At 40.4% G+C, this 22,401-nt stretch carries 19 protein-coding genes; 11 read left to right on the forward strand and 8 right to left on the reverse strand.

Annotated features, from left to right (window positions below; translation table 11 throughout):
* Window positions 1–156: 156 nt before the first annotated feature.
* A complete protein-coding gene (gene dinG / locus Phpb_RS11695) occupies window positions 157–2,292 on the reverse strand; it encodes an ATP-dependent DNA helicase DinG (RefSeq protein ID WP_065390488.1) in 2,136 nt (711 codons plus the stop codon).
* 164 nt (window positions 2,293–2,456) lie between these two features.
* On the opposite strand from dinG, the gene Phpb_RS26040 reads away from it, so the two are divergent.
* The 6 genes from Phpb_RS26040 (at window position 2,457) to Phpb_RS11720 (ending at window position 9,137) form a co-directional block, all read left to right on the forward strand.
* Window positions 2,457–2,618 carry a hypothetical protein gene (locus Phpb_RS26040; RefSeq protein WP_165603292.1) on the forward strand — a complete coding sequence of 54 codons (162 nt, stop codon included), beginning with the start codon at window positions 2,457–2,459 and terminating at the stop codon, window positions 2,616–2,618.
* 62 nt (window positions 2,619–2,680) lie between these two features.
* Complete coding sequence (sseA, locus tag Phpb_RS11700; RefSeq protein ID WP_065390489.1) at window positions 2,681–3,520, forward strand: 3-mercaptopyruvate sulfurtransferase; 840 nt, start codon at window positions 2,681–2,683, stop codon at window positions 3,518–3,520.
* Between the two features lie 448 nt (window positions 3,521–3,968).
* Window positions 3,969–5,093, forward strand: coding sequence for a lipase family protein (locus Phpb_RS11705; protein WP_065390490.1), 1,125 nt, complete (start codon window positions 3,969–3,971; stop codon window positions 5,091–5,093).
* 465 nt (window positions 5,094–5,558) lie between these two features.
* Window positions 5,559–6,677, forward strand: a complete 1,119-nt coding sequence (locus Phpb_RS11710) for a lipase family protein (RefSeq protein ID WP_065390491.1) — start codon at window positions 5,559–5,561, stop codon at window positions 6,675–6,677.
* 431 nt (window positions 6,678–7,108) lie between these two features.
* Window positions 7,109–8,221, forward strand: coding sequence for a lipase family protein (locus Phpb_RS11715; RefSeq protein WP_065390492.1), 1,113 nt, complete (start codon window positions 7,109–7,111; stop codon window positions 8,219–8,221).
* 361 nt (window positions 8,222–8,582) lie between these two features.
* Complete coding sequence (locus tag Phpb_RS11720) at window positions 8,583–9,137, forward strand: GNAT family N-acetyltransferase (protein ID WP_065390493.1); 555 nt, start codon at window positions 8,583–8,585, stop codon at window positions 9,135–9,137.
* Between the two features lie 112 nt (window positions 9,138–9,249).
* Here Phpb_RS11720 and dusC read toward each other — a convergent pair whose 3' ends face one another.
* On the reverse strand, window positions 9,250–10,182 hold the full coding sequence (gene dusC, locus Phpb_RS11725; protein ID WP_065390494.1) for a tRNA dihydrouridine(16) synthase DusC: 933 nt from the start codon (window positions 10,180–10,182) through the stop codon (window positions 9,250–9,252).
* A 3-nt stretch (window positions 10,183–10,185) separates the two neighbouring features.
* Complete coding sequence (gene rhlE, locus Phpb_RS11730; RefSeq protein ID WP_065390495.1) at window positions 10,186–11,472, reverse strand: ATP-dependent RNA helicase RhlE; 1,287 nt, start codon at window positions 11,470–11,472, stop codon at window positions 10,186–10,188.
* 302 nt (window positions 11,473–11,774) lie between these two features.
* Between rhlE and Phpb_RS11735 the strand changes: the two genes are divergently transcribed.
* The 5 genes from Phpb_RS11735 to Phpb_RS11755 are packed head-to-tail and all read left to right on the forward strand — an operon-like array spanning window position 11,775 to window position 17,492.
* The gene (locus Phpb_RS11735; protein ID WP_065390496.1) at window positions 11,775–12,461 is read left to right on the forward strand and encodes a transcriptional regulator; all 687 of its coding nucleotides are present in this window, start codon (window positions 11,775–11,777) and stop codon (window positions 12,459–12,461) included.
* Window positions 12,462–12,477: 16 nt separating this feature from the next.
* The gene (gene hlyD, locus Phpb_RS11740; RefSeq protein WP_065390497.1) at window positions 12,478–13,470 is read left to right on the forward strand and encodes a secretion protein HlyD; all 993 of its coding nucleotides are present in this window, start codon (window positions 12,478–12,480) and stop codon (window positions 13,468–13,470) included.
* Between the two features lie 9 nt (window positions 13,471–13,479).
* Window positions 13,480–15,216 carry an ATP-binding cassette domain-containing protein gene (locus Phpb_RS11745; RefSeq protein ID WP_065390498.1) on the forward strand — a complete coding sequence of 579 codons (1,737 nt, stop codon included), beginning with the start codon at window positions 13,480–13,482 and terminating at the stop codon, window positions 15,214–15,216.
* Window positions 15,213–16,373 (forward strand): ABC transporter permease, encoded by a 1,161-nt coding sequence (locus Phpb_RS11750; RefSeq protein WP_065390499.1) that lies wholly within the window; start codon window positions 15,213–15,215, stop codon window positions 16,371–16,373. The genes Phpb_RS11745 and Phpb_RS11750 overlap by 4 nt, the downstream gene beginning before the upstream one ends.
* 12 nt (window positions 16,374–16,385) lie before the next feature.
* On the forward strand, window positions 16,386–17,492 hold the full coding sequence (locus tag Phpb_RS11755; RefSeq protein WP_065390500.1) for an ABC transporter permease: 1,107 nt from the start codon (window positions 16,386–16,388) through the stop codon (window positions 17,490–17,492).
* 288 nt (window positions 17,493–17,780) lie between these two features.
* Here Phpb_RS11755 and Phpb_RS11760 read toward each other — a convergent pair whose 3' ends face one another.
* From Phpb_RS11760 to Phpb_RS26825, 5 genes are all read right to left on the reverse strand, one after another.
* Entirely contained in the window at window positions 17,781–18,935 is a 1,155-nt protein-coding gene (locus tag Phpb_RS11760) for an MFS transporter (RefSeq protein WP_065390501.1), read from the reverse strand.
* A gap of 107 nt (window positions 18,936–19,042) precedes the next feature.
* The gene (locus Phpb_RS11765; RefSeq protein ID WP_065390599.1) at window positions 19,043–20,290 is read right to left on the reverse strand and encodes an 8-amino-7-oxononanoate synthase family protein; all 1,248 of its coding nucleotides are present in this window, start codon (window positions 20,288–20,290) and stop codon (window positions 19,043–19,045) included.
* Window positions 20,291–20,975: 685 nt separating this feature from the next.
* The gene (locus tag Phpb_RS11770) at window positions 20,976–21,686 is read right to left on the reverse strand and encodes a Bax inhibitor-1/YccA family protein (protein ID WP_065390502.1); all 711 of its coding nucleotides are present in this window, start codon (window positions 21,684–21,686) and stop codon (window positions 20,976–20,978) included.
* Window positions 21,687–21,866: 180 nt separating this feature from the next.
* Window positions 21,867–22,322 carry a molybdopterin synthase catalytic subunit MoaE gene (gene moaE, locus Phpb_RS11775; RefSeq protein ID WP_065390503.1) on the reverse strand — a complete coding sequence of 152 codons (456 nt, stop codon included), beginning with the start codon at window positions 22,320–22,322 and terminating at the stop codon, window positions 21,867–21,869.
* Window positions 22,323–22,342: 20 nt separating this feature from the next.
* The coding region (locus Phpb_RS26825) for a MoaD/ThiS family protein (protein WP_240492541.1) at window positions 22,343–22,401 on the reverse strand (59 nt) is incomplete at its 5' end.

Below are 22,401 nucleotides of genomic sequence, written 5' to 3' on the forward strand. Positions count from 1 at the left end.
TGATGGTTAATAACCTGAAAGCCCTGCGGGCTTTTCGCCTTATATCACCGCCCGCATTGGGCGAGGGTTTACGGCGGATTTTGCTAAAACAATCTCATACTGCTATGTTATTGCCAATAATGACAAAAATCGCCTTGCTTTCGCTAAGTGTGAGTTTCAATTATCTTTTTTCATGTGCCCAATTTCCGCCGCTGAAAGAACTTCCGGCTGCTCAATGGGGAAAACGGGCAAAGCCTGCAATAATCTTGGGCCATATCTTTTGCTCAGTAAGCGCCTGTCATAAATCACCACATCACCATAGCATTCATGACTGCGGATAAGCCTTCCTACTTGCTGAATTAAGTTAAAAGAAGCACTTGGTAAGCTCTGCACTTCAAAATGATAACGTTTAAGTGATTTCAACCATTCGCTTTCAGTGATAATGACCGGATTATTCACTGGCGGAAATGAGATTTTTTGAATGTGAACCTGGGACAGATAATCCCCCTTTAAATCCAATCCTTCCGCAAAAGATTGCAATCCAATCAGTACACTACATTGTCCTTCATTGATACGCTGGCAATGTGTTTCCACTAACCGATAACGTGGCTGATCCCCTTGCACAAGTAACATCAGGCGTAAATCTGTCACATAAGAGAGAAAGATATCCATCGCCCTCTGACTGCTGAACAAAATCAACATGCCTTTATGTTGCCGCCTCAGCAATTGAGCCCTGAAATAACACGCCATTTCTTGCAAATGAGCGACTTCATTGTAAAGCGTCGGCTCCAATGACATTTTGGGAATAACTAATCTGCCCTGCCGCATATGATCAAAAGGTGATGACAATGCGACAAAACGGTCTCCTGCTTTTTCAGTTAACCCAGTCAACTCTTGAATACGGGAAAAACTATTCAGAGAACAAAGCGTTGCCGATGTCACGACGACATGAGGAATACTACGCCAAAGCAGTTGATTAAGCTGTTCACTGACTCTGATGCCGGCACAATGGAAATAGAGATGTGACTGATTTTTCTCATCACGGCGTCTAAGCCATTTCGATATCGGCGCACTGGATGACTCTTCCAATGCTGCCAAACGCCACAGCTTAGCCATATTTTCAAAATATCCAAGCGCGCGGCTGGTATGCAAAATAGATCGATGCAACCTGACAATATCCTGTTTAGCCGTCCGGTCAGTTAAATCATTCAGTATCGCTTCTGTTAATCCCCGTAAACCATCGGTCAATTTAAATAATTGCTGACAACAAAGCAGCAAATTATCCGGCAATTTCCCCATCTCAAACAGATACTCATCGACTTCATTCTTTTCAGGCAAAAGCGCCTGAGTGATAGTGGCAAGCTCTCTAAAGCATTCCCGTAGTTTTTCACAGTGTTCATTCAGGCGACTAGCATTAGCTAGGCGTGGTGGCTTTGCCGGATGGAATTGCACCAGATATTGCTCAACATGACGAGCAAAAGTATCTAATTGACCATTAAGTTGAAACAGGGTGATTTCCCCCTCAACTTCCAAAGAATCCCTGGCGACATCCGGTATATGGTGCCCTTCATCGAGTACCAATAGCAGATTTTTAGCATCAGGCAGTACCGATTCACTTTCCAAAGCCGCCATCACTAATGCATGGTTAGCCACCACCACATCGACATTTTCGATCTCACGGCGAGCAATAAAAAATGGGCAACGATGATAATAGTGACAGTTACGCCCCAGACAATTTGCTTTATCCGTGCTCACTTTCCCCCACAAAGCATCGGACAAAGCCAGTTTATGGTGATCACGCAATCCATCCCAAGCAAAGGTTGTGTAATCACTACGCAACCGACGACACAATTCCCTCTCTTCACTATTAGCAAGTTCTGTTTTGTCCTCAACCAAAAACATAAGATCGAGCTGTTCGCTATCGGTTGCACAAATAGCTTCAAGATTGCGTGGGCAAACATAACGACCGCGACCAAAAGCACCGGTAAATTTCAGATCAGGAATAATTTTGCGCAACAGTGGCAGGTCTTTACTGTAAATCTGATCTTGTAAAGCGACATTTGCCGTACTGACAACCAATGGCTTACTTTCCGCTCTGCTGATAGCAATGCCAGGTAGCAGGTAAGAAAGGGTTTTACCGATGCCCGTTGGCGCCTCAATAACCAAATGACGACCTTCCTGATCCGCCAGCGTTTTTGCAACTTCGGCAATCATCTGTCGCTGCGGAGCACGAGAAATAAAACCATCAATATGTTGAGGTAATGCTTTATACCACTGACTTATCTGATTTTTTATTGAATTAGAAAGTGCCATTGAATTCTCTAACATACAACCGGAGTGCTATTGTCCCACAGAGCAGAAATGAAATCAGCTTCATGTCGAGGCGACAATCAACTCGTTTGTGAAATTGGCGAGCACCTTGCCAGCTATTCAGAACGCTATATACTTTCTACTTTCTACAACACCTGAGAACAATAATGAAAAAGCTCCTTATCATTTTCATCGCTATCTTTGCATTTGGTTCAATTGGCGGCGTATTCTTAGCGGGTCTTAATATGTATACCCGCTCAACCACACCGATAGAATCACCAGCCAGTCAACAGCAAGAAACCATTACAGCACCGATACAACAACAATAGCGGGCTGTAACACTTATTTTATCCTTGTATCTAATTCATCTTCGTATTAAGTGAGGGACCTCATGAATAATGCATACTTTGTCACTCCACAATGGTTAAAAGATCATCTTGATGATGAGAATATTGTCATCCTTGATGTAACCGCCCCACCGCCGCCTCAACAAATTGATTGCCATAAACTTTGGCTGGATACCCATATTCCCGGCGCCCAATTTTTTGATTTAGACAAAGTTGCCAATCATCAAAGTGGATTGCCTCATATGCTGCCCGATCCGCAAACTTTTAGTCAGGCTGTTGGCGCAATGGGCATTAGTGAAAATCATCTCGTCGTGATTTATGACCAAGGCAACATGTTCTCTGCCCCTCGCGCATGGTGGACATTTAAGATCTTCGGTAGCCGTAACGTCCGTATTCTTGCTGGCGGTTTACAAGGTTGGCAACAGACAGGATTGCCAACAGAATCAGGTGAAGTGAAACGCAATCCCCAAATCTTTAATGCCGATTTCGACGCCGACAAAGTGAAATCGCTGGAACATATTCTGGATTCTCTCAACGATCAACGGACCCAAATTGTCGATGCCAGAGCAGCGGACCGTTTTCAAGCTAAAGCGCCAGAACCACGCCCCGGCTTAAAAATGGGTCGTATTCCGGGTAGCAGAAATGTTCCGTGGACTATGTTAGTAGAAAATGGTCACTTTAAATCAGCAAGTGAAATAACAGATATTTTCCATCAGCAAGATGTAGATTTAACCAAATCTATTATCGCCAATTGTGGATCGGGTATGACCGCTGCCGTTTTGGTGCTAGGTTTAGACATCATCGGTAAAAAAGATGTTTATTTATATGATGGCTCATGGGCTGAGTGGGGAGCAGAAAATAACACCCTACCACTTGAAAAATAATTAAATACCATAGGGCATATCCACTCTATGCCCTTTAATTATTTAGCATATACCCTATGGATTTCAAGATGCATCGCGGCGGCAAGGGAGTGAATCCCCGGGAGCATAGATAACTATGTGACCGGGGTGAGCGAGTGCAGCCAACAAAGAGGCAACTTGAAGGATAACGGGTATAAACAAATAGATATATTCTTCAACCGCCAAATAACCCCCAATCAAATAATTTTCGTATCATTATATTTCAAAACTCCATTTATTAATTTCATTCCTCACCCTCAGTTAATATTATTTTTTATAAATCATAGTTACATTAAATAATAAAATAAATATATTTATAAATTTAAATATTATTATTATCAAATTAAAATTCGACTCTATTTTTTATTTAAAAATAAGATTAAGATACTATTCCACACCAACATTTATATCATAAAAATGGAGAGTAAAAATGACTATTTCTCTTAAAGATCAAAGAACAAATCTCGCGCTCAGCTTTATCAGTGGTGCAGGAAGTATAATAACCGAAAAACCAGAACCGACTATGGTTGCGGAAAACATTCAAACATCATTGGAAAAGAGCAAAGTCACTGCCAATAGATTCTCTATTATTTGGGGACCTGCTATTTTCCGTGTTGATAATGGAAAAAACAGTAAAGATAATAAGGACGACCACGTTTTATTTCTTGTAAAAAATCGCAAAATTCCCCATGATTATCGCATCGTTATCCGTGGCTCATGGTCCGATGTTAACTGGCAGGTTGAAAACTTTGCTGTACACGAAACCGTAAATTGGTCACTTTGGGATCAAAATATCCCGGAAGAGTTTAAAGACGCTAAAATCTCCTATGGAACCCACATAGCATTAGACTATATTGTTAATCAAGTAAAAAGTAACAATATTCCTGGTCATGGAGAATCACTGATTGAAGCAATTAATAAAATTGCTGCGGAAAAAGGCATTCATAATATTACCATCACTGGACACAGTTTGGGTGGCATTCTCGCCTCTACCCTTGGATTATATTTAAAACGTTTATATCTTAATAAGGGAAATAACAATATCCGTATTCATGTTTGCTCTTTTGCCAGCCCAAATACCGGCAATGACGCTTTTGCCTCTTACATTAAATATGTTTTTAACCACACGTCAACAACCAGCTATAAGAGCCATTTTTTAAGAATCCATAATCACAAAGATGTCATTTCCCTCATCTGGAACCTGGATGGATTAGCAAAAATTCCAACTATCTATGAACCATTAATTAAATTAGATGAGAAATTAATAGACAGATTTAAAAAGATCGTTCTTCTTGTAAGAGATAAGGGTTACACCAAACTCACGCCAGATTTATCTTTTACGGCACCTATTTTTAAATTAGATCTCAATAAGCAAGTTGTTTTTCAACATATTAAAGCCTATGCCAACCAATATGGCATGAATTTAGTAGAAGTTAACGACGGCACTCAACCACCTATTGATGATATTGTGGTTATTAATAGTAATCTATCCCAAGATATTGTCGCTTATTTCTTACTTATACCTTTGCCTGAGGATAATATTAACGCAGTATAAATTAATTATACTTGATCTATATTTTATCTAAACTTAATGTCGCCTTATTACAAAGGCGACATTAAAAGAAAACCATTCAAATATAATAACAAATCACTTCCACCTGAATATCAATGACTTATAACCATTCCCAATAAAATTATTCATAAAGAATCTCAAAACTATTTACATATTAATACCATTAAGTAGGAAACATAATCCAAAAAGATAGCAATAATATTTACATGTGATTATTAAATATATAATCCTGATCGTTTGTTTTTAATTTCAAAATAAATAATTTATATTTTTGTCAAATAAAGTAATATCAAAAAATCTATGTAATTATTTGACAGAATTGAAAGTTATTATTAACTTTAAGTTTAACTCTTTTTTTGTTTAAATGGAAGAGTAAAAAATTAAATATTGATATTTAAACCAATACCTCATATTAACACTTATTACGTGAAAAAATAGGGAGTAAACATGACTATTTCTCGTGAAGATCAAAAAATAAATCTCGCGCTCAGCTTCGTTATTAACTCTGGAGGTATAACAACTAGCAAACCAGAACCGGGCATTGTTTCGGAAAATATCCACAAATCATTGGAAAGCAGCAAAGCGACAGCAAATAAATTCACTATCATTTGGGGACCCGCGGTGTTTCGCGTTGATGACGTTGATGGGAAAAAAAGCGTTATAGATAAAAAGGATGATCATGTTCTATTCATTGCGCAAAATCGCCATGACCCAAATGACTATCGCGTGGTTATTCGGGGCTCATGGTCCGATATTAACTGGCTCAATGAAGATATTATTGTCTGTAAAACTCAAGATTGGGCACGATGGGATTCAAGATCACCTGAAGATGCCAAAATAGCCTATGGCACTGACATGGCATTAGGCTATATTCTTAATCAATTGAAAAGCAACAATCCTCCGGGTTATGGAGAATCACTCACTGATGCCATTGATAAAATTGCCCTGAAAGACGGGGTACAAAATATTACTATCACAGGACACAGTTTGGGAGGCGTACTATCTTCCACCATTGGTTTATATCTAAAGAGACGGTATCTCGATAAAGGAAACAACAATATTCGGATGAATGTTTGTGCTTTTGCAGGCCCAACCGCAGGTAATGATGCTTTCGCATCCTACTCTGAATCTATTTTCAATGATATATCAGTAGCCGGTTATAAAAGTGATTTTCTGAGAATTCATAATAGTATAGATGTCGTTCCCTTAGCCTGGAATATAAAAGATTTGGAGAAAGTTAAAGCTATCTATCCAGTGTTAAGTGTATCAATTGATGCTCTTATTGCTTCTGTCCTTGATAAGGATTACACGCAAATTTTCCCAGATCTCCCTATTAATTCACAGATTCCAATATTACCAATAGCGTCGTTTGACGATTTACTGGTTAATATTGGCAATCAACATATTCGTGCCTATACCAAAGAGTATGGCATGAGTTTCATCACCATTGATGATAGTTCAAATATACCGACTGATTACGATATTGTTGTCGTTAATGATAGCCTATCCGAAAGTATCACTGATCTCTTCAAATTTCTAACCAAGGATAAAATCGATATTACATAACTTTATCTTATTATGTATATATTTGATTTAATATAAATGGAGCCTTCATTAAAGGTTCCATTCATTACAATAAGTTATCTTTCCTACCTATCACTAATCACAGCAATTCACTATCACTCACTTTTTCAGACACCAATTAAATTATTTCTATAGATAATATAGAGCTACATCCTTCCGTTATCATTCCCAATAGTTAATATAATCTTACAAAATCATAGCATAATTTTTATCGTTTATTTTAAAGATCATAATAGATAATTTATTTTGTTAAATAAAATAAGTTTAAAAAATTATATACTCTCCTTTAACAGATTTAAAGATTATTATTAACTTTGACTCTGTTATTTAAATAAAAACCCAAAGTATTGATCATTGATGTTTAAGCTAACATATCAGATCAGCATTCATCATATTAAAAATTGGAAATGAAAATGACAATTTCTCTTGAAGATCAAAAAATAAACCTCGCATTAGGACTTATTATTAACTCAGGAAGCATAGTAACGTATCAACCAGAACCGGTTATCGTTTCAGAAAATATTCAAAAAGCATTAGCAAGTAGTAAAGCGACAGCAAATAGATTCTCTATCGTTTGGGGGCCTGCTGTTTTTCGTGTCGGTAGTGTTGATGTTAATAATAAAAGGAGCGTTGCAGATAAAAAAGATGATCACGTTTTATTCATTGTAAAAGATCTCAACAATCCAAACGATTATCGAATTGTTATTCGCGGATCATGGTCTGCTGTTAACTGGTTCGATGAGAATTTCAATGTAGGCACAACTGAAAACTGGTCAATTTGGGATTCAAAAGCCCCCAAAGAGGCTAAAATTTCAAAAGGAACCCATATAGCTTTAGACTATATTGTCAACCAAATAAAGAGCAATAACTCTGCTGGTTATGGAAAATCACTGGTTGAAGCAATTGATAAAATTGCTCTGGAAGAAGGCGTACATAATATTACTCTTACCGGGCACAGTTTAGGCGGTGTAATAGCTTCCACACTCGGTGTGTATTTAAAGAGACGTTATATTGATAAAGGAAATAATAATATTCGTATTCATGTTTCCTCCTTTGCTGCCCCAACTGCCGGTAACGATGTTTTTGCAGCCTATAGTGAATCTGTTTTTAATGGCGCATTAGTGTCTAGTTATGAAAGTGATTTTCTCCGAGTCCATAATCGTAAAGATATTGTCACCCTAGCCTGGAGTGTAAAAGGATTAGAAGAAATTAAAGTTCTCTATCCAATATCAACTTTAATCGTTAACGGTTTTATCTCCGTCGTGAAGGATAAGAATTACACTCAACTGACTCCAGATTTGCCTTTTACCGCACCTGATTTAAAACCTTCTCAAGGTTTAATTGAAAAACTCGTATCTCAACACATTGATGCCTATGCCAAAGAGTATGGCATGAGCTTTACTGTAGTTAATGATCGTTCTAATCCCCCGACCAATTACGATATTGTTGTGATTAACGATGGTCAAGCTCGCAATATTAAAAACTTTTTATCATCTATTATTCAAGATGAAAATGAAATCTATTAATTTCACCGTATTGACTCCTTTTATAACTTAATCAAAATGGAACCTTAATTAAAGGTTCCATTCATGGCGAAAAAAATTCATTATCTTCAACTTTCTTTTTCCAACGTATCAACATTCGATAAAAACTCAACCGCTAACCGTGACCCGTTTATTGCTCCACTTTATTGCTAGCCAGTCATCCCTCTGCCAAAATCATTCATAGTAACCATTATCACATCAGTTAAAATTTTTTTGACAAAAACATCACACAATGGTAGTAAAGTTCATTATCATCTAACAAAACAGGAAGAATAATTAATTATTTCAATTAACACCTTCTGCTACTTTTTTATAAAACAAAACATTACAAAAGGAAACTAAAATGGCACAAAAAATACTAGAAACCAAAAGATTAATATTATCTCCTTTAGAAAGTGAGGATCATATACAAATTCAAAACATCTTTCCTAAGTGGGAAATTGTTCGTTATCTTACAGCAAACACCCCTTGGCCCTACCCAGATAATGGCGCCCTGGAATATATAAATAATATTGCGCTACCATCAATGGCAGAAGGAAATGCATGGTTTTGGACTATAAGAAATAAGGATGAGCCATCTATAATAATAGGAATGATATCGCTATATGAGCAAGAAAATAATAATAGAGGTTTCTGGCTAGATCCACAATGGCATGGAAATGGATTTATGAGCGAAGCAGTCCAAGTAGTTACCGATTTTTGGTTTAATACCCTAAATCGCAAAGTCCTCAGAGCGCCTAAATCCAGTGACAATATTGCCTCAAAGAAAATATCAATTAAAAGTGGTATGCGGTTAATAAGACTAGAGAATAAAGATTTTGTTAGCGGAAGAATGCTCTCGGAGACATGGGAAATAACTCGCGATGAGTGGAATAAGAATAATTCTCAAAAAGAGTAACTGCCTTACATATTCATGGGCGTGCTTTTGCCTAAGCACTGCCCAAGTTCATTCTTCATAACAAAGAAGAGCAAAATAAATAGAAACGTTTTAAATTGCTCTTAATCATCTGTTATACCAAAGAGATCACATGCGCTATATCAACAGACGTTTTTAACTTTCTTATCTCCTCAAACAGCGTTGTCGCCTCTTCATATTCTTTGCGCAAATAACCAAGCCACTGTTTAATCCGGGCAACATGATATTGCCCGGTATCACCCTGCTTTTCCAACCGGATATATTTTTGCAATAGTTGAACAACGCCCTGCCAGCACATTTTTGGTTCGTGATATTTTACCACTCGGCTCAAATTAGGAACGTGAAGCGCCCCCCGCCCAATCATGACAGCATCACAACCTGTCACACTTAAGCAATCCTGTGCGCTTTGCCAATCCCAAATCTCACCATTAGCGATAACCGGAATAGCAAGACGTTGGCGAATTTCACCAATCGCTTGCCAGTTAATACGCTCCGCCTGGTAACCATCCTCTTTGGTTCGCCCATGAACCGTAATTTCCGTCGCGCCCGCCTGTTGTACCGCATCAGCAATTTCGAATTGCCGATCGCCACTATCCCAACCCAAGCGAACCTTAACCGTCACAGGCAAATGAGCAGGTACCGCTTCACGTATCGCTTTCGCCCCCTGATAAATCAGTTCAGGATCTTTTAGCAACGTTGCCCCGCCACCGCTGCCATTGACCGTTTTTGACGGGCAACCGCAATTTAAATCAACTCCATAGGAGCCTAATTCAATCGCTCGTACCGCATTTTCCGCTAGCCATTGTGGATATTGCCCCAAAAGCTGAATCCGCACCAATGTGCCGGATGGCGTCCGGCTTTGGTTACGTAATTCAGGGCAAAGCCGATAAAAAGATTTTACTGGCAATAAGCTATCGACAACTCGTAAAAACTCCGTAATGCACAGATCATACTCATTGATTTCACTCAGAAGTTCCCTGACCAAAGAGTCCAGCACACCTTCCATCGGCGCCAGTAAAACCCGCATTAATTAACCTCTGGCGTTAGACGATTTATGGGATGCGTCACGATTGCGGTTACGCTGACGCGAAGGCGCCCCAGAACGGCGATGGCTATTTTTCTGCCGATTATCGTCACGTGCCTGACGGCCATTCTGAATAGGTTCGGCCTTGATGGTGGGATCGGGCTCATAGCCAGGAATCGCCATACGGGGAATCTCCCGTTTTAACAAACGTTCAATATCTTTCAATAATTTGTGCTCATCAACACAAATCAGAGAAAGCGCTTGTCCTGTTGCGTCTGCCCGCCCAGTACGACCAATACGGTGGACATAATCTTCGGCGACATTGGGCAATTCAAAATTCACTACATAAGGCAGTTGATCAATATCCAAACCACGAGCTGCAATATCTGTCGCAACTAATACCCTGATGCGCCCCTCTTTAAAATCAGCCAACGCTCGGGTTCTCGCCCCCTGACTTTTGTTACCATGAATAGCGGCAGCCGTTACGCCATCTTTATTTAACTGTTCCGCCAAACGGTTTGCGCCATGTTTAGTTCGGGTAAACACCAAAACTTGCCGCCAGTTACGGCTGCCGATCAAGAAAGAGAGCAGCTCCCCTTTACGCTTTTTATCGACAAAGTGAACAAACTGTTCAATCTGTTCAGAAGCAGAGTTACGACGTGCAACCTCAACACTAACAGGATCATGTAGTAACTTATTGGCTAAATTTTTGATATCGTCAGAGAAGGTCGCAGAAAACAGCAAATTTTGCCGTTTCGGCGGTAATTTATTCAGCACCCGGCGGATGTCATGAATAAATCCCATATCCAGCATACGGTCAGCTTCATCCAATACCAGAATCTCTACCCGCGATAAATCAACGGCATTCTGGTGTTCAAGATCCAGTAAACGGCCCGGCGTTGCGACCAAAATATCCACCCCACCCCGCAATTTCATCATCTGAGGGTTAATGCTAACACCGCCAAAAACAACCAGAGAGCGCAATCTGAGGTATTTACTGTAATCACGTACATTTTCCCCCACTTGAGCCGCCAATTCACGGGTCGGCGTCAGGATTAACGCTCTGACCGGTCGGCGCCCTTTCACCTGAATAGAAGAATCATTTAACCGTTGCAGCATGGGTAAGGTAAAACCCGCGGTTTTACCCGTGCCTGTTTGAGCACTCGCTAATAAATCTTTACCTGCTAATACGACAGGGATTGCCTGCTGTTGGATTGGCGTTGGCGTCGAATAACCTTGTTCTTCAATGGCACGCAAAATATCAGCACTTAAGCCAAGTGATTTAAAACTCATAAATAAGAAATGCTCCAGACTTCACCATTCCTGAACGCTATTCAGGGGCAGTTTTATGGGAAGAAAATCAGACGTGGTAAATACCACAAAGGAAAAAACACAAACTGCAATGCGCCATATCTGAATTATTATATCAGATATACTTTCTGATGGTGCAACTAAAACTACAGCTATTTACCCGGTAATTTTCATGATCCATAACATTTTTATGCAATTTACATTGATTTACTATAAGTATAGAGTTACCCCATGATTGATATTTTGTTTAAGTCTTTTGATTATTTGCAACAGGATGCATGTCCATGTCAGTCAACAACACCCAAACCGCCAGAGGCGAACAAGCCAAACAACAGTTACTCGAAGCAGCCCTTGAAATTTTCGGTAAATCAGGACTGACCGGTGCAACAACTAGGGAAATCGCATTGCGCGCTCAACAGAACATTGCTGCCATAGCCTACTATTTTGGATCTAAGGAGGGGCTTTATCAGGCAGTCGCCCAGTATATTACTGATACAATCAAGAAGGAGTTCACTCATCTTTTTAAAGAGATTGATGATTTTTTTTCATCATCAACGACAGGCGCGCCGGAAAATATATTGAGATTAATTCACGAAGGGTTTCTTGGCGTTAATCGTCTGATGATTGAAAAAGAGAGTATCAATATCAGCCGAATAATGGCCAGAGAGCAACTCGCCCCAACGGATGCTTATACCTTAATCCATGAGCAGGCACTAATGCCTCTTCACAGTAGATTAAATAAACTGATTGCCCGCTATATCGGCGCCGATGAACATCAGCTCTCTACCATGTTGCATGCCCATGCGCTCATGGGAGAAATTCTCACTTTCAGAATGGCAAGGGAAACCTTATTACGTCAAACTGGCTGGAATAATATTGGACCCGAAGAATATAAATTGATTGATCAGATCCTTATCCAGCATATTGATTTATTACTGAATGGACTGAAAAAACAGAATTCGAATAAATAAAATAACAGGGAATATTATGTACAACAAAAAATTCACGCTGGCAATATTAGTGGTCGCCGTTGTTCTTGGCGCTATTTTAGGAAGTTACTATTATCAAGGTAAAAATGATAAAACTCTGACTCTCTATGGCAACGTAGATATACGTACTGTTAATCTGAGTTTCCGGGTTGGTGGTAAACTCGCCAGCCTGCAAGTTGATGAAGGCGATACCATTGCAGCTCATCAAGCGATCGGCCAACTGGATAATGGGCCATTTATTAACGCCCTTAATAAAGCGAAAGCCACTCGTGATAGCGCTAAAGCCCGTTTAGCTATGATGGAAGAGGGTTATCGCACCGAAGAAATTGCCCAAGTCCGTTCGGAAGTCGCACAACGTGAGGCGGCCTGGCATTTCGCTGATAGTTTCTTCAAACGCCAACAAGGTTTGTGGCAAAGCAAAGTTATTTCAGCCAACGAATTAGATGATGCTAAAACTGACCGTAACCAAGCGTTAGCGGCTTTACAAGCGGCAAAAGATAAACTGAACCAGTTCGAAACCGGTTATCGTAAAGAAGAAATTGCAGAAGCCAAAGGCCAGTTTGCTCAAGCCGAAGCGGCTGTCGCGCAGGCTGAATTGGACTTACAAGACACTCAACTGACTTCCCCCTCGCCGGGGACTATCCTGACCCGCGCCATTGAACCTGGCACCATACTGGCAGCCGGTAATACGGTGTTTACACTTTCTCTGACTGACCCGGTTTGGGTTCGAGCCTATATCAGTGAAAGCCATCTTGGACAGGCAACGCCCGGACGTGAAATTTTACTCTATACCGACAGCCGCAAAGATAAACCTTATCACGGCAAAATTGGCTTTGTTTCACCCACAGCCGAATTTACGCCGAAAAATGTAGAGACCCCCGATCTGCGTACCGATCTAGTCTATCGGTTGCGCATTATTGTCACCGACCCGGATGAGGCCCTGCGTCAAGGTATGCCAATTACCCTGCATTTTTCTGATTCAGACAAATAAGGGGCTGTCATGAGCAGCGCTGCATATACGATAAAGTTGGCAAAAGTCGAGAAAACTTTTCCTAACTTGAGTCATCCTGCGATATCCAGCCTATCCGCCGAGATCTACGGCGGCTCTGTCACCGGCCTTGTCGGGCCGGATGGAGCGGGGAAAACCACACTGATACGCATGTTAGCAGGCTTACTGAAACCCGATAATGGTTCTATTGCAATAATGGGGCTTGATCCGATAAAAGATGGCGTACAAGTGCGCTTTGAACTGGGTTATATGCCGCAGAAATTTGGCCTGTATGAAGATCTCACTGTATTAGAAAATCTGAATTTGTATGCGGATCTGCGCGGTGTACTCGGTGATGAACGTAAAAAAACCTATGAGCAATTACTCACGTTTACCGATCTGACCCGTTTTACCGGGCGACTGGCGGGCAAACTTTCAGGCGGAATGAAGCAAAAACTGGGGCTGGCCTGTACTTTGCTTGGCAAACCCAAAGTTCTGCTACTGGACGAACCCGGCGTTGGCGTTGACCCAATCGCCCGCCGCGAACTTTGGCGCATGGTTCACGAGCTGGCAGATGATGGCATGCTCATCCTCTGGAGCACTTCTTATCTGGATGAAGCTGAACAGTGTCGCGATGTCCTGTTACTTAATCAAGGAAAATTGCTCCACCACGGGCAGCCGCAAAAATTGACTCAAAAGATGTTCGGACGTTCTTTTTTGCTTGATACCAAACAGGATTCCCGTAGAAAAACACTGCAACACGCTCTTACCTTGCCACAAGTCACCGATGGCGTGATTCAGGGGAAATATGTTCGCCTTATTCTCAAACCTGATGTCTCCCCGCAAGAATTGCTTAACCGGCTTGAACTCCCAGAGGCTGAAATCATTCAAGCCGCCCCTCGCTTTGAAGATGCTTTTATCGATTTACTCGGCGGCGGCTCTACCCGTCGTTCAGAATTGGCGGAAATCATGCCGCGAATCGCAGCTAACCCGACAGAAACAGTGATTGAAGCACAGGATTTAACCAAGAAATTTGGCGATTTCGCTGCCACTGACCATGTTGATTTTCAGGTGAAACGCGGAGAAATCTTTGGTCTGCTTGGCCCAAACGGAGCCGGTAAATCCACCACATTTAAAATGATGTGCGGGCTTATGGTGCCCACTAGCGGTAAGGCACTGGTATTGGGAATGGATCTGAAAACCAGCTCCGGGAAAGCTCGCCAACATTTGGGTTATATGGCGCAGAAATTTTCTCTGTACGGCAACCTGACGGTTGAACAGAACCTAAAATTCTTTTCCGGCATTTACGGTCTGCAAGGACGCAAACAGAAAGAGAAAATTGACGGCATGATCGACGCTTTCAATCTCAAATCGGTTTTACATCAAACCACCGATGAATTGCCTCTGGGATATAAACAGCGCCTTGCCCTCTCCTGCTCATTGATGCATGAGCCAGACATTCTGTTTCTGGACGAGCCGACTTCTGGCGTTGATCCACAGATACGACGCGAATTCTGGCTACATATCAACGGCATGGTAGATAAAGGCGTCACCGTTATGGTGACTACTCACTTTATGGATGAAGCTGAATATTGTGACCGAATAGGGCTGGTATTTCGCGGTAAATTGATTGCCGCCGGAACACCAGATGATTTGAAGCAATTGGTTGCTACCGATGAAAATCCTGACCCATCAATGGAACAGGCATTTATTGATCTGGTCATTAATTATGATGAGGAGCCACAATGAATAGCCCAAAGCAACATGCTCCACAGCAAGCTGTCCGCTTCTCCTGGCGGCGACTGAAAGCACTTTGTGTAAAAGAGACCAAACAGATCTTACGTGATCCCACCAGCGGATTAATTTCTATTGTCATTCCATTGATTCTGCTGTTTATTTTTGGCTACGGCATTAATCTCGATTCCAGCACCGTCCGTCTTGGTATTCTGGTAGAACAACAAAGTAAAGATGCTCGTGAGTTGATACAGGCTTTTACCGGTTCGCCCTATATTGAACCCAAAATCAGTGATAATCGTCAGCAATTAATTAATATGATGCAATCAGGAGAAATACGTGGACTGGTTGTCATTCCTGTTAATTTCGATACGCAACTTGCCCGCCCTGATGGTAAAGCACAAATTCAGGTTATTACTGACGGCAGTGAACCCAATACCGCAAGTTTTGTACAAAATTACGCCAAAGGCGTATGGCAAATTTGGCTACAACAAAGAGGGCAAGATCAGGGAAACACGGCTCATCCATTGATTGATATGCAGGTCCGTTACTGGTTCAATCCGGCAACAATTAGCCAGCATTTCATCATTCCCGGCGCAATAACCATTATCATTACCGTAGTTGGCGCCATCCTGACGTCATTGGTAGTCGCTCGTGAATGGGAACGCGGTACGATGGAAGCCCTGCTTTCTACGCAAATTACCCGTACCGAATTACTACTTTCTAAACTCCTGCCTTATCAAGTGCTTGGATCATTCTCCATGCTACTCTGTATGCTGGTGGCCGTATTCGTGCTAGATGTACCCTACCGAGGCTCGCTGTGGATATTGTCTGCGATCACTAGCCTCTACCTAGCTACCGCTCTTGGTATCGGGCTTTTGATCTCTACGGTGACACGCAATCAATTTAATGCCGCAATGATCGCGTTGAATGTCGCCTTTCTGCCTGCGATTATGCTTTCCGGCTTCATCTTTGAAATAAACAGCATGCCCGCCTTTATTCAGGTAGCAACCTATTTCATCCCGGCTCGTTATTTTGTCAGTAGCTTGCAGACGCTCTTTCTGGCTGGAAATATCAGCACGGTATTGATGATAAATCTATTATTACTGATCGCCTCCGCTATTGTGTTTATTGGCCTGACTGCATGGAAAACCCAGCGGCGTCTGGATTAAGAAGGAGTTAGCATGTTTTATCGTCTTTACACCCTGATTATTAAAGAATTGCAGTCTCTACTCAGAGATCCGCAAACACGGGCCATCTTGGTCATGCCGGTTATCTTCCAGATGATCTTATTTCCACTATCAGCAACTCTTGATGTAACCAACGCGACTATTGCTATTTTTGATGAAGACAAAGGCAAAGCCTCTATTGAACTCACCCAACGGCTGGCAAAATCAAAAGCATTTCCTGACGTGCTATTGCTGAACCATTCACAAGAAATTCAGCCAGTAATCGATCACCAAAAAGCCTTATTATTGGTACGCTTCCCACAAGATTTCAGCGCTAAGATTGCCAGCCATGACCCGGTTTCCCTCCAGGTATTGCTGGATGGACGCAATTCTAACAGCGCTCAAATCGCAGCGGGCTATATCCAAGAAATTGTCCTTAACTATCAACAGGAGCTGACGGGTAACTTGCCGAAAGCCAATAATAGCGAGTTGGTGATCCGCAACTGGTATAACCCTAACCTGGATTATAAATGGTTTGTCGTCCCCTCTTTGGTGGCGCTGATTACCACGGTTGGGATATTGACGGTCACCGCGCTATCGATTGCGCGTGAAAGGGAACAGGGAACGCTGGACCAGTTACTGGTTTCACCCATGACCACCTGGCAGATTTTCATTGGCAAAGCGGTTCCCGCTGTGATTGTCGCTACCTTTCAGGCAACTTTGGTGCTCGCTATTGGCATCTTCTGCTATCAAATCCCCTTTTCTGGTTCACTCACGCTGTTTTACTGCGCTATGTTGATATACAGTTTATCGCTGGTGGGATTTGGCCTGTTAATCTCTTCCCTTTGCTACACTCAGCAACAGGCGTTTATTGGCGTATTTGTCTTTATCATGCCCGCTATCTTAATCTCCGGTTATATTTCTCCGGTTGAAAATATGCCCGGATGGTTACAAGAGATCACCTGGCTTAATCCTATCTGGCACTTTAACGACATCACCAAGCAAATTTATCTCAAAGATGCCGATTTCACGGTTATCTGGAGAAGTCTATGGCCTCTTTTGGCCATTACCGCCACAACCGGTAATCTTGCTTATTGGTTATTTAGACGGAAGATTGCTTAAGTCAAAGAATAGAAATGAAATATATAACCTACCACCAAAATATCGGTGGTAGACACCTGTAAGGCTACGAAAAGTCAGCGTATTTTTATACAGATATTAACCAATTGAGCCAATTGGGCTGATATCAAGGAGAAACCAGACTTTAGCTTATATACCCGTCATCCTTCAAGTTGCCTCTTTGTTGGCTGCGCTCTCTCACCCCGGTCACATCGTTATCTATACTCCCGGGGATTCGCTCCCTTGCCGTCGCGATCCATCTTGAAATCCATTGGGTATACATGACAATGATCATTTCTCAGATTTTTTATTAACTTTATAAAACAGAAATAGTAAAAATGATGATAACACTATTATCGTTAAAGGCAGAATATAAGATTCTTTATATGAAAAAAGGCCAGTTATACCACCAACAAACGCGGCTATGATTTGATGAATAAAACCAATTAATGCCATCACAGAAGAACCTGTTACAGGTGTTTTATCTGAGGCAATAGATAAACTGATCGGGTAGTTTATCGCTTGTCCAAGAACAACTAAGAAATAAGCACTATATAGTATTATCTCCAGAATGCCCCCCACAATACTCCCAACAAACATAACCACACCACCAATAAGAATTAAAATTATTCCTATTTTCATGAGATTAGCTCTACCGCAATATACTATGTATCGATTTAAAATTATCGCTCCAAGTAAATAAGACATACTGATTGGAATGCCTATAATACCATATTGGCTTTCCGACCAACCAAAATTAAACTTAAAAATCAATGGAGCCATAATATTGAATGATATAATTGCACCATAGCCAATTCCACCAATGAAAACCGCATATATATAATATTTATTTTTTAACAAATTGATATATTTATATACTGAAATTTTTTCATTTTTACTATGATTATATTTTTTTGCTGATAACAACAGCATGGAGATTAATGCTCCAAAAGCCAAAACATAAAATATAGATTTCCATCCCAGAATAGTCAGTATAACAGAACCTATCGATTGCCCAATACCCAAAGAAATGACAAATGCTATAGATAAGTAAGATAATGCTTTTGCCAACTCATCTCCTCTAAAATTATCACGCAAAATTGATCGGGCAATAACAGAAACTCCACCAGCGCCAACACCCTGAAAGAACCTAATTAAAATCAAAGAATAAATATTAGTTGATAGCGTCACACCAACACTACATGCAAATAATATAATAAGAGCAAAAAACATTGATTTCTTCCCCCCCCAAATATCACATATTCCGCCCCACACCAGCATCAATGAAGCCATTCCAATTAAGTATGATGAAAGCATCCATGAAGTATGGTTTATATTTAAGTGTAAGTCTGACGCGATTTCAGGTACAGCAGGGAGATACATGGTCATACCAAGTTGGGCTATAAAAATGGATATACATGGTATTAATAATAAATTTTTTTTCATTTTTATTAACCGATAATTGTCTTGTACACTTGGAAAATAATTTTAATAAGAAGATTTAATATGGGGTATGAGATTTTTATCCCCTCCCCACAATAAAATTGTCTTCTTTACGCTACACTTATTAGGGAGTTTAAAGTGGCACTCTCTTGATATAAGGACTCTCTTAAGAAATCAGTAATTAAATAACAAAATCGTTTAATTAAATCACTATCCATATCAGCCCTGAGAGTCACTCTAATTGCAGCCCGCCCTTGAGGAACGACAGGGAAAAAAACTGACGATGTAAAAAAGCCATTTTCAGCTAGAAATGCAGCCGTTTTATTTGCCAACGAAGCATCACCACATTGAATTAATCGTATTGCAGTCGAACTGCCAAATTGATCTGTAGTTATTAAACTGTCAAATAATTGTATATTTTTTTTCAATTTTTCCTGAAGATCTTTAAGCTCAGGCTTGTAATGTATCCTAATTGAAGCTCTTCCAGCTCCTATTGCCGCTGAATTTAAGCTCTGAGACCAATTACTCGGGCCACCATAGCGATGAATGAGTTTCTTTTGATTACGACTACCCAACATGACTAAACCACCACTGGCTGCAAATGATTTAGCCAAAGAAGCAACGATAATGGAGTCCTCATCCAGCTCCTTAATATGTGACCTTACATATCCACAGCCTTTATCTCCTATAGCAGATAAAGCATGTGAATCATCCAAGTAGGTGAATAACCCATATCGCTCTTTTAAATACATTATTGAACTTATGTCAGCAACACCTCCCATACTATATACACCATCTGCTACATAAACCACTTTCTTATGTATTTTACATATATCTTCAAGATAACCCATATCGTTATGTGGGGCTGTTATCACCTCTGTTTCATCAGCACATGATGGTTTTAAATGATTCATAGAATAATGAGAATATTTGTCAAATACCATCACAGGGTTTACGTTTCCAGTGAAAACACCCGATGCAAGCAAAGGCAATATACCTGAACTTGCAGAACTACATGATAATGTACTTAAACATTCGGCATTAAATAACGCTGACAATTCCCGTTCATAATCTTCCAAGATGGAAAGTTTACACCTATTCTTCGAGTTAGGTATACGAAGTGACCCAGTTTCTTTTATCGCGTCTATAGCACCATTTAATATATCTTTATGATAATCCAGACCAAGATATGATGTAGTACAGAAATGATGAAACTCTCGGCCATATTGGTCTGTCATATAATTTATACCAGATACCTTTACATCTAAACCTGATATCTTATTATTTTCTGCATTTTCCCAATCACTTTCTGAGATGTTAATAATTTTCTTGTAATTTATAAATTTATTATTATTCATATAATAAACCTCATTGAATTCTCTTGTAAGAATATCGTGAATCATGGCTCCTATACAATAAACCTTCCCTTTGTAGCAATTTATATTACCATGAATCAAAAATCAATTAATCATAAATAATTTATATAAAATTCATATTAACCATATAATTACACTACTTATTTAATAATAACAAAATATTATTATATTTGAAGTAATAATGTCTCAGTAAATAACCTGAGATTTGCTTAAGAAGGGAATTAAGCGCCTGAGACACGATCAAAGCTTTTGCTAAAGAAAACAAAATAGTGGAGATCCTCAGGTATGTCTAAAATTGCTTATACATTCCAACCTAAAAAAACCGAGCTTGAATTTACGGGATTGTGATATCGATATTTTTAAACAGAGCTGAGGTTAAATATGAATTACGTGGAGTTAATCCGCATTCAAGACATGCTTCATAGATATTTCTCACCATCAACTGCTAAACCAGTTTAAAAGAATCACTCGGTATGAAAAATAACTACACCTGTTATTCAGATATTATTAATTCCATAAATACTTTTTTAATATAAGCGCCAGCACAATTCATAAAAATATAATTTTGAATTTTTAGATCAATAAAGCAATATAATTCTTTGTTATTAGAAAATAAGCCTAAAACTCAGTGTAGCTAAAGTTACTTTAGCTACACTGAAAATATCAATTAGCGGCGATCGCCAAAAATACGCAATAACATCAAGAACATGTTGATAAAGTCTAGATACAGTGTCAGTGCGCCGACAATCGAGAATTTACGCAAATTCTCCTTGTCATTCACATCCAGATCTTCACCCATCTCTTTCAGCTTCTGAGTGTCATAAGCGGTTAAGCCCGCAAAGATAACGACACCAATGTAGGTTATCGCCCACGTCAACGCTTCACTCTTTAACCATAAGTTAATCAGAGAAGCCAAAATGATGCCGATCAGCCCCATAAACAAGAAGCTACCAAGGCCGCTCAGGCTACGTTTGGTGGTATAGCCGTAAAAACTCAGCGCGCCAAACATCCCCGCCGTCACGACAAACGTGCTGGCAATGGAGCCAATAGTATAGGCAACGAAAATACTGGAAAGCGTTAAGCCGGTCAGCGCTGAATAGAGCATAAACAGCCCTGTGGCTAATGAAGCCCCCATGCGGTTAATCATGCCAGAGAGGACAAAAACCAACCCAAACTGAGCAATAATCAACCCATAGAATAGTATTGAGTTTGAGAAAATATATTCAACAAGATCCTGATTTTGTGACACATACCAAGCCACAAACGCGGTTAACAACAGGCCACAAGTCATCCAGCCATAAACCTGGGCCATATAAGTTTGCAGGCCGGTTCCAGCTTGCTGGATTATCGAACCATTAGAGCGTGGATATCGATCCATGAAGCTTACCTTTTATAACAATATTCAAAAATCCAGGTTGTTCAGTATCAACAACCCACTCAAGTTTTATACATTATCATAGAATATAAACAAAACAATTAACTATTCAATAATTACTCATATAGAACTCTTTTTAATCAATCCATTTTCGAAGCGCTTCGCAAAATCTCGCAAATACTTTCATGACCAGCGTCTCGCGGCTTCCTGATCGCTCTCACGGGATTCAACCCAACGTTCACCATCAGGCAAAAACTCTTTTTTCCAGAAAGGCGCCTGTGTTTTCAAATAATCCATAATAAATTCAGCCGCTTCAAAAGCCATATGACGATGAACGCCGGTGACACCCACAAACACAATCTCATCACCCGGATCCAGCGTACCAATCCGATGGATAATACTGATTCGCCGCAACGGCCAGCGACTGCGTGCTTCGGTGACAATACACTGTAACGTTTTTTCCGTCATTCCCGGATAATGTTCCAATCTCAGCGCACCGACATTATCTCCCAAATTATGATTGCGGACTTTACCAGTGAAAGTGACGATAGCGCCATCTTCATCACATTGAGCAAGCCATTGATATTCATCCCCTACATTGAAATTTTCCGGCCCAACGAAAATGCGGGTGTTGTTCATTGATCATTCCCCAGCATTGATCATCCCCCAGTCACTGGCGGGAAAAAGGCCACTTCATCACCATCCTGTAATGAATGCC

This window comes from Photorhabdus namnaonensis, from assembly GCF_001684335.1.
GTDB lineage: Bacteria > Pseudomonadota > Gammaproteobacteria > Enterobacterales > Enterobacteriaceae > Photorhabdus > Photorhabdus namnaonensis.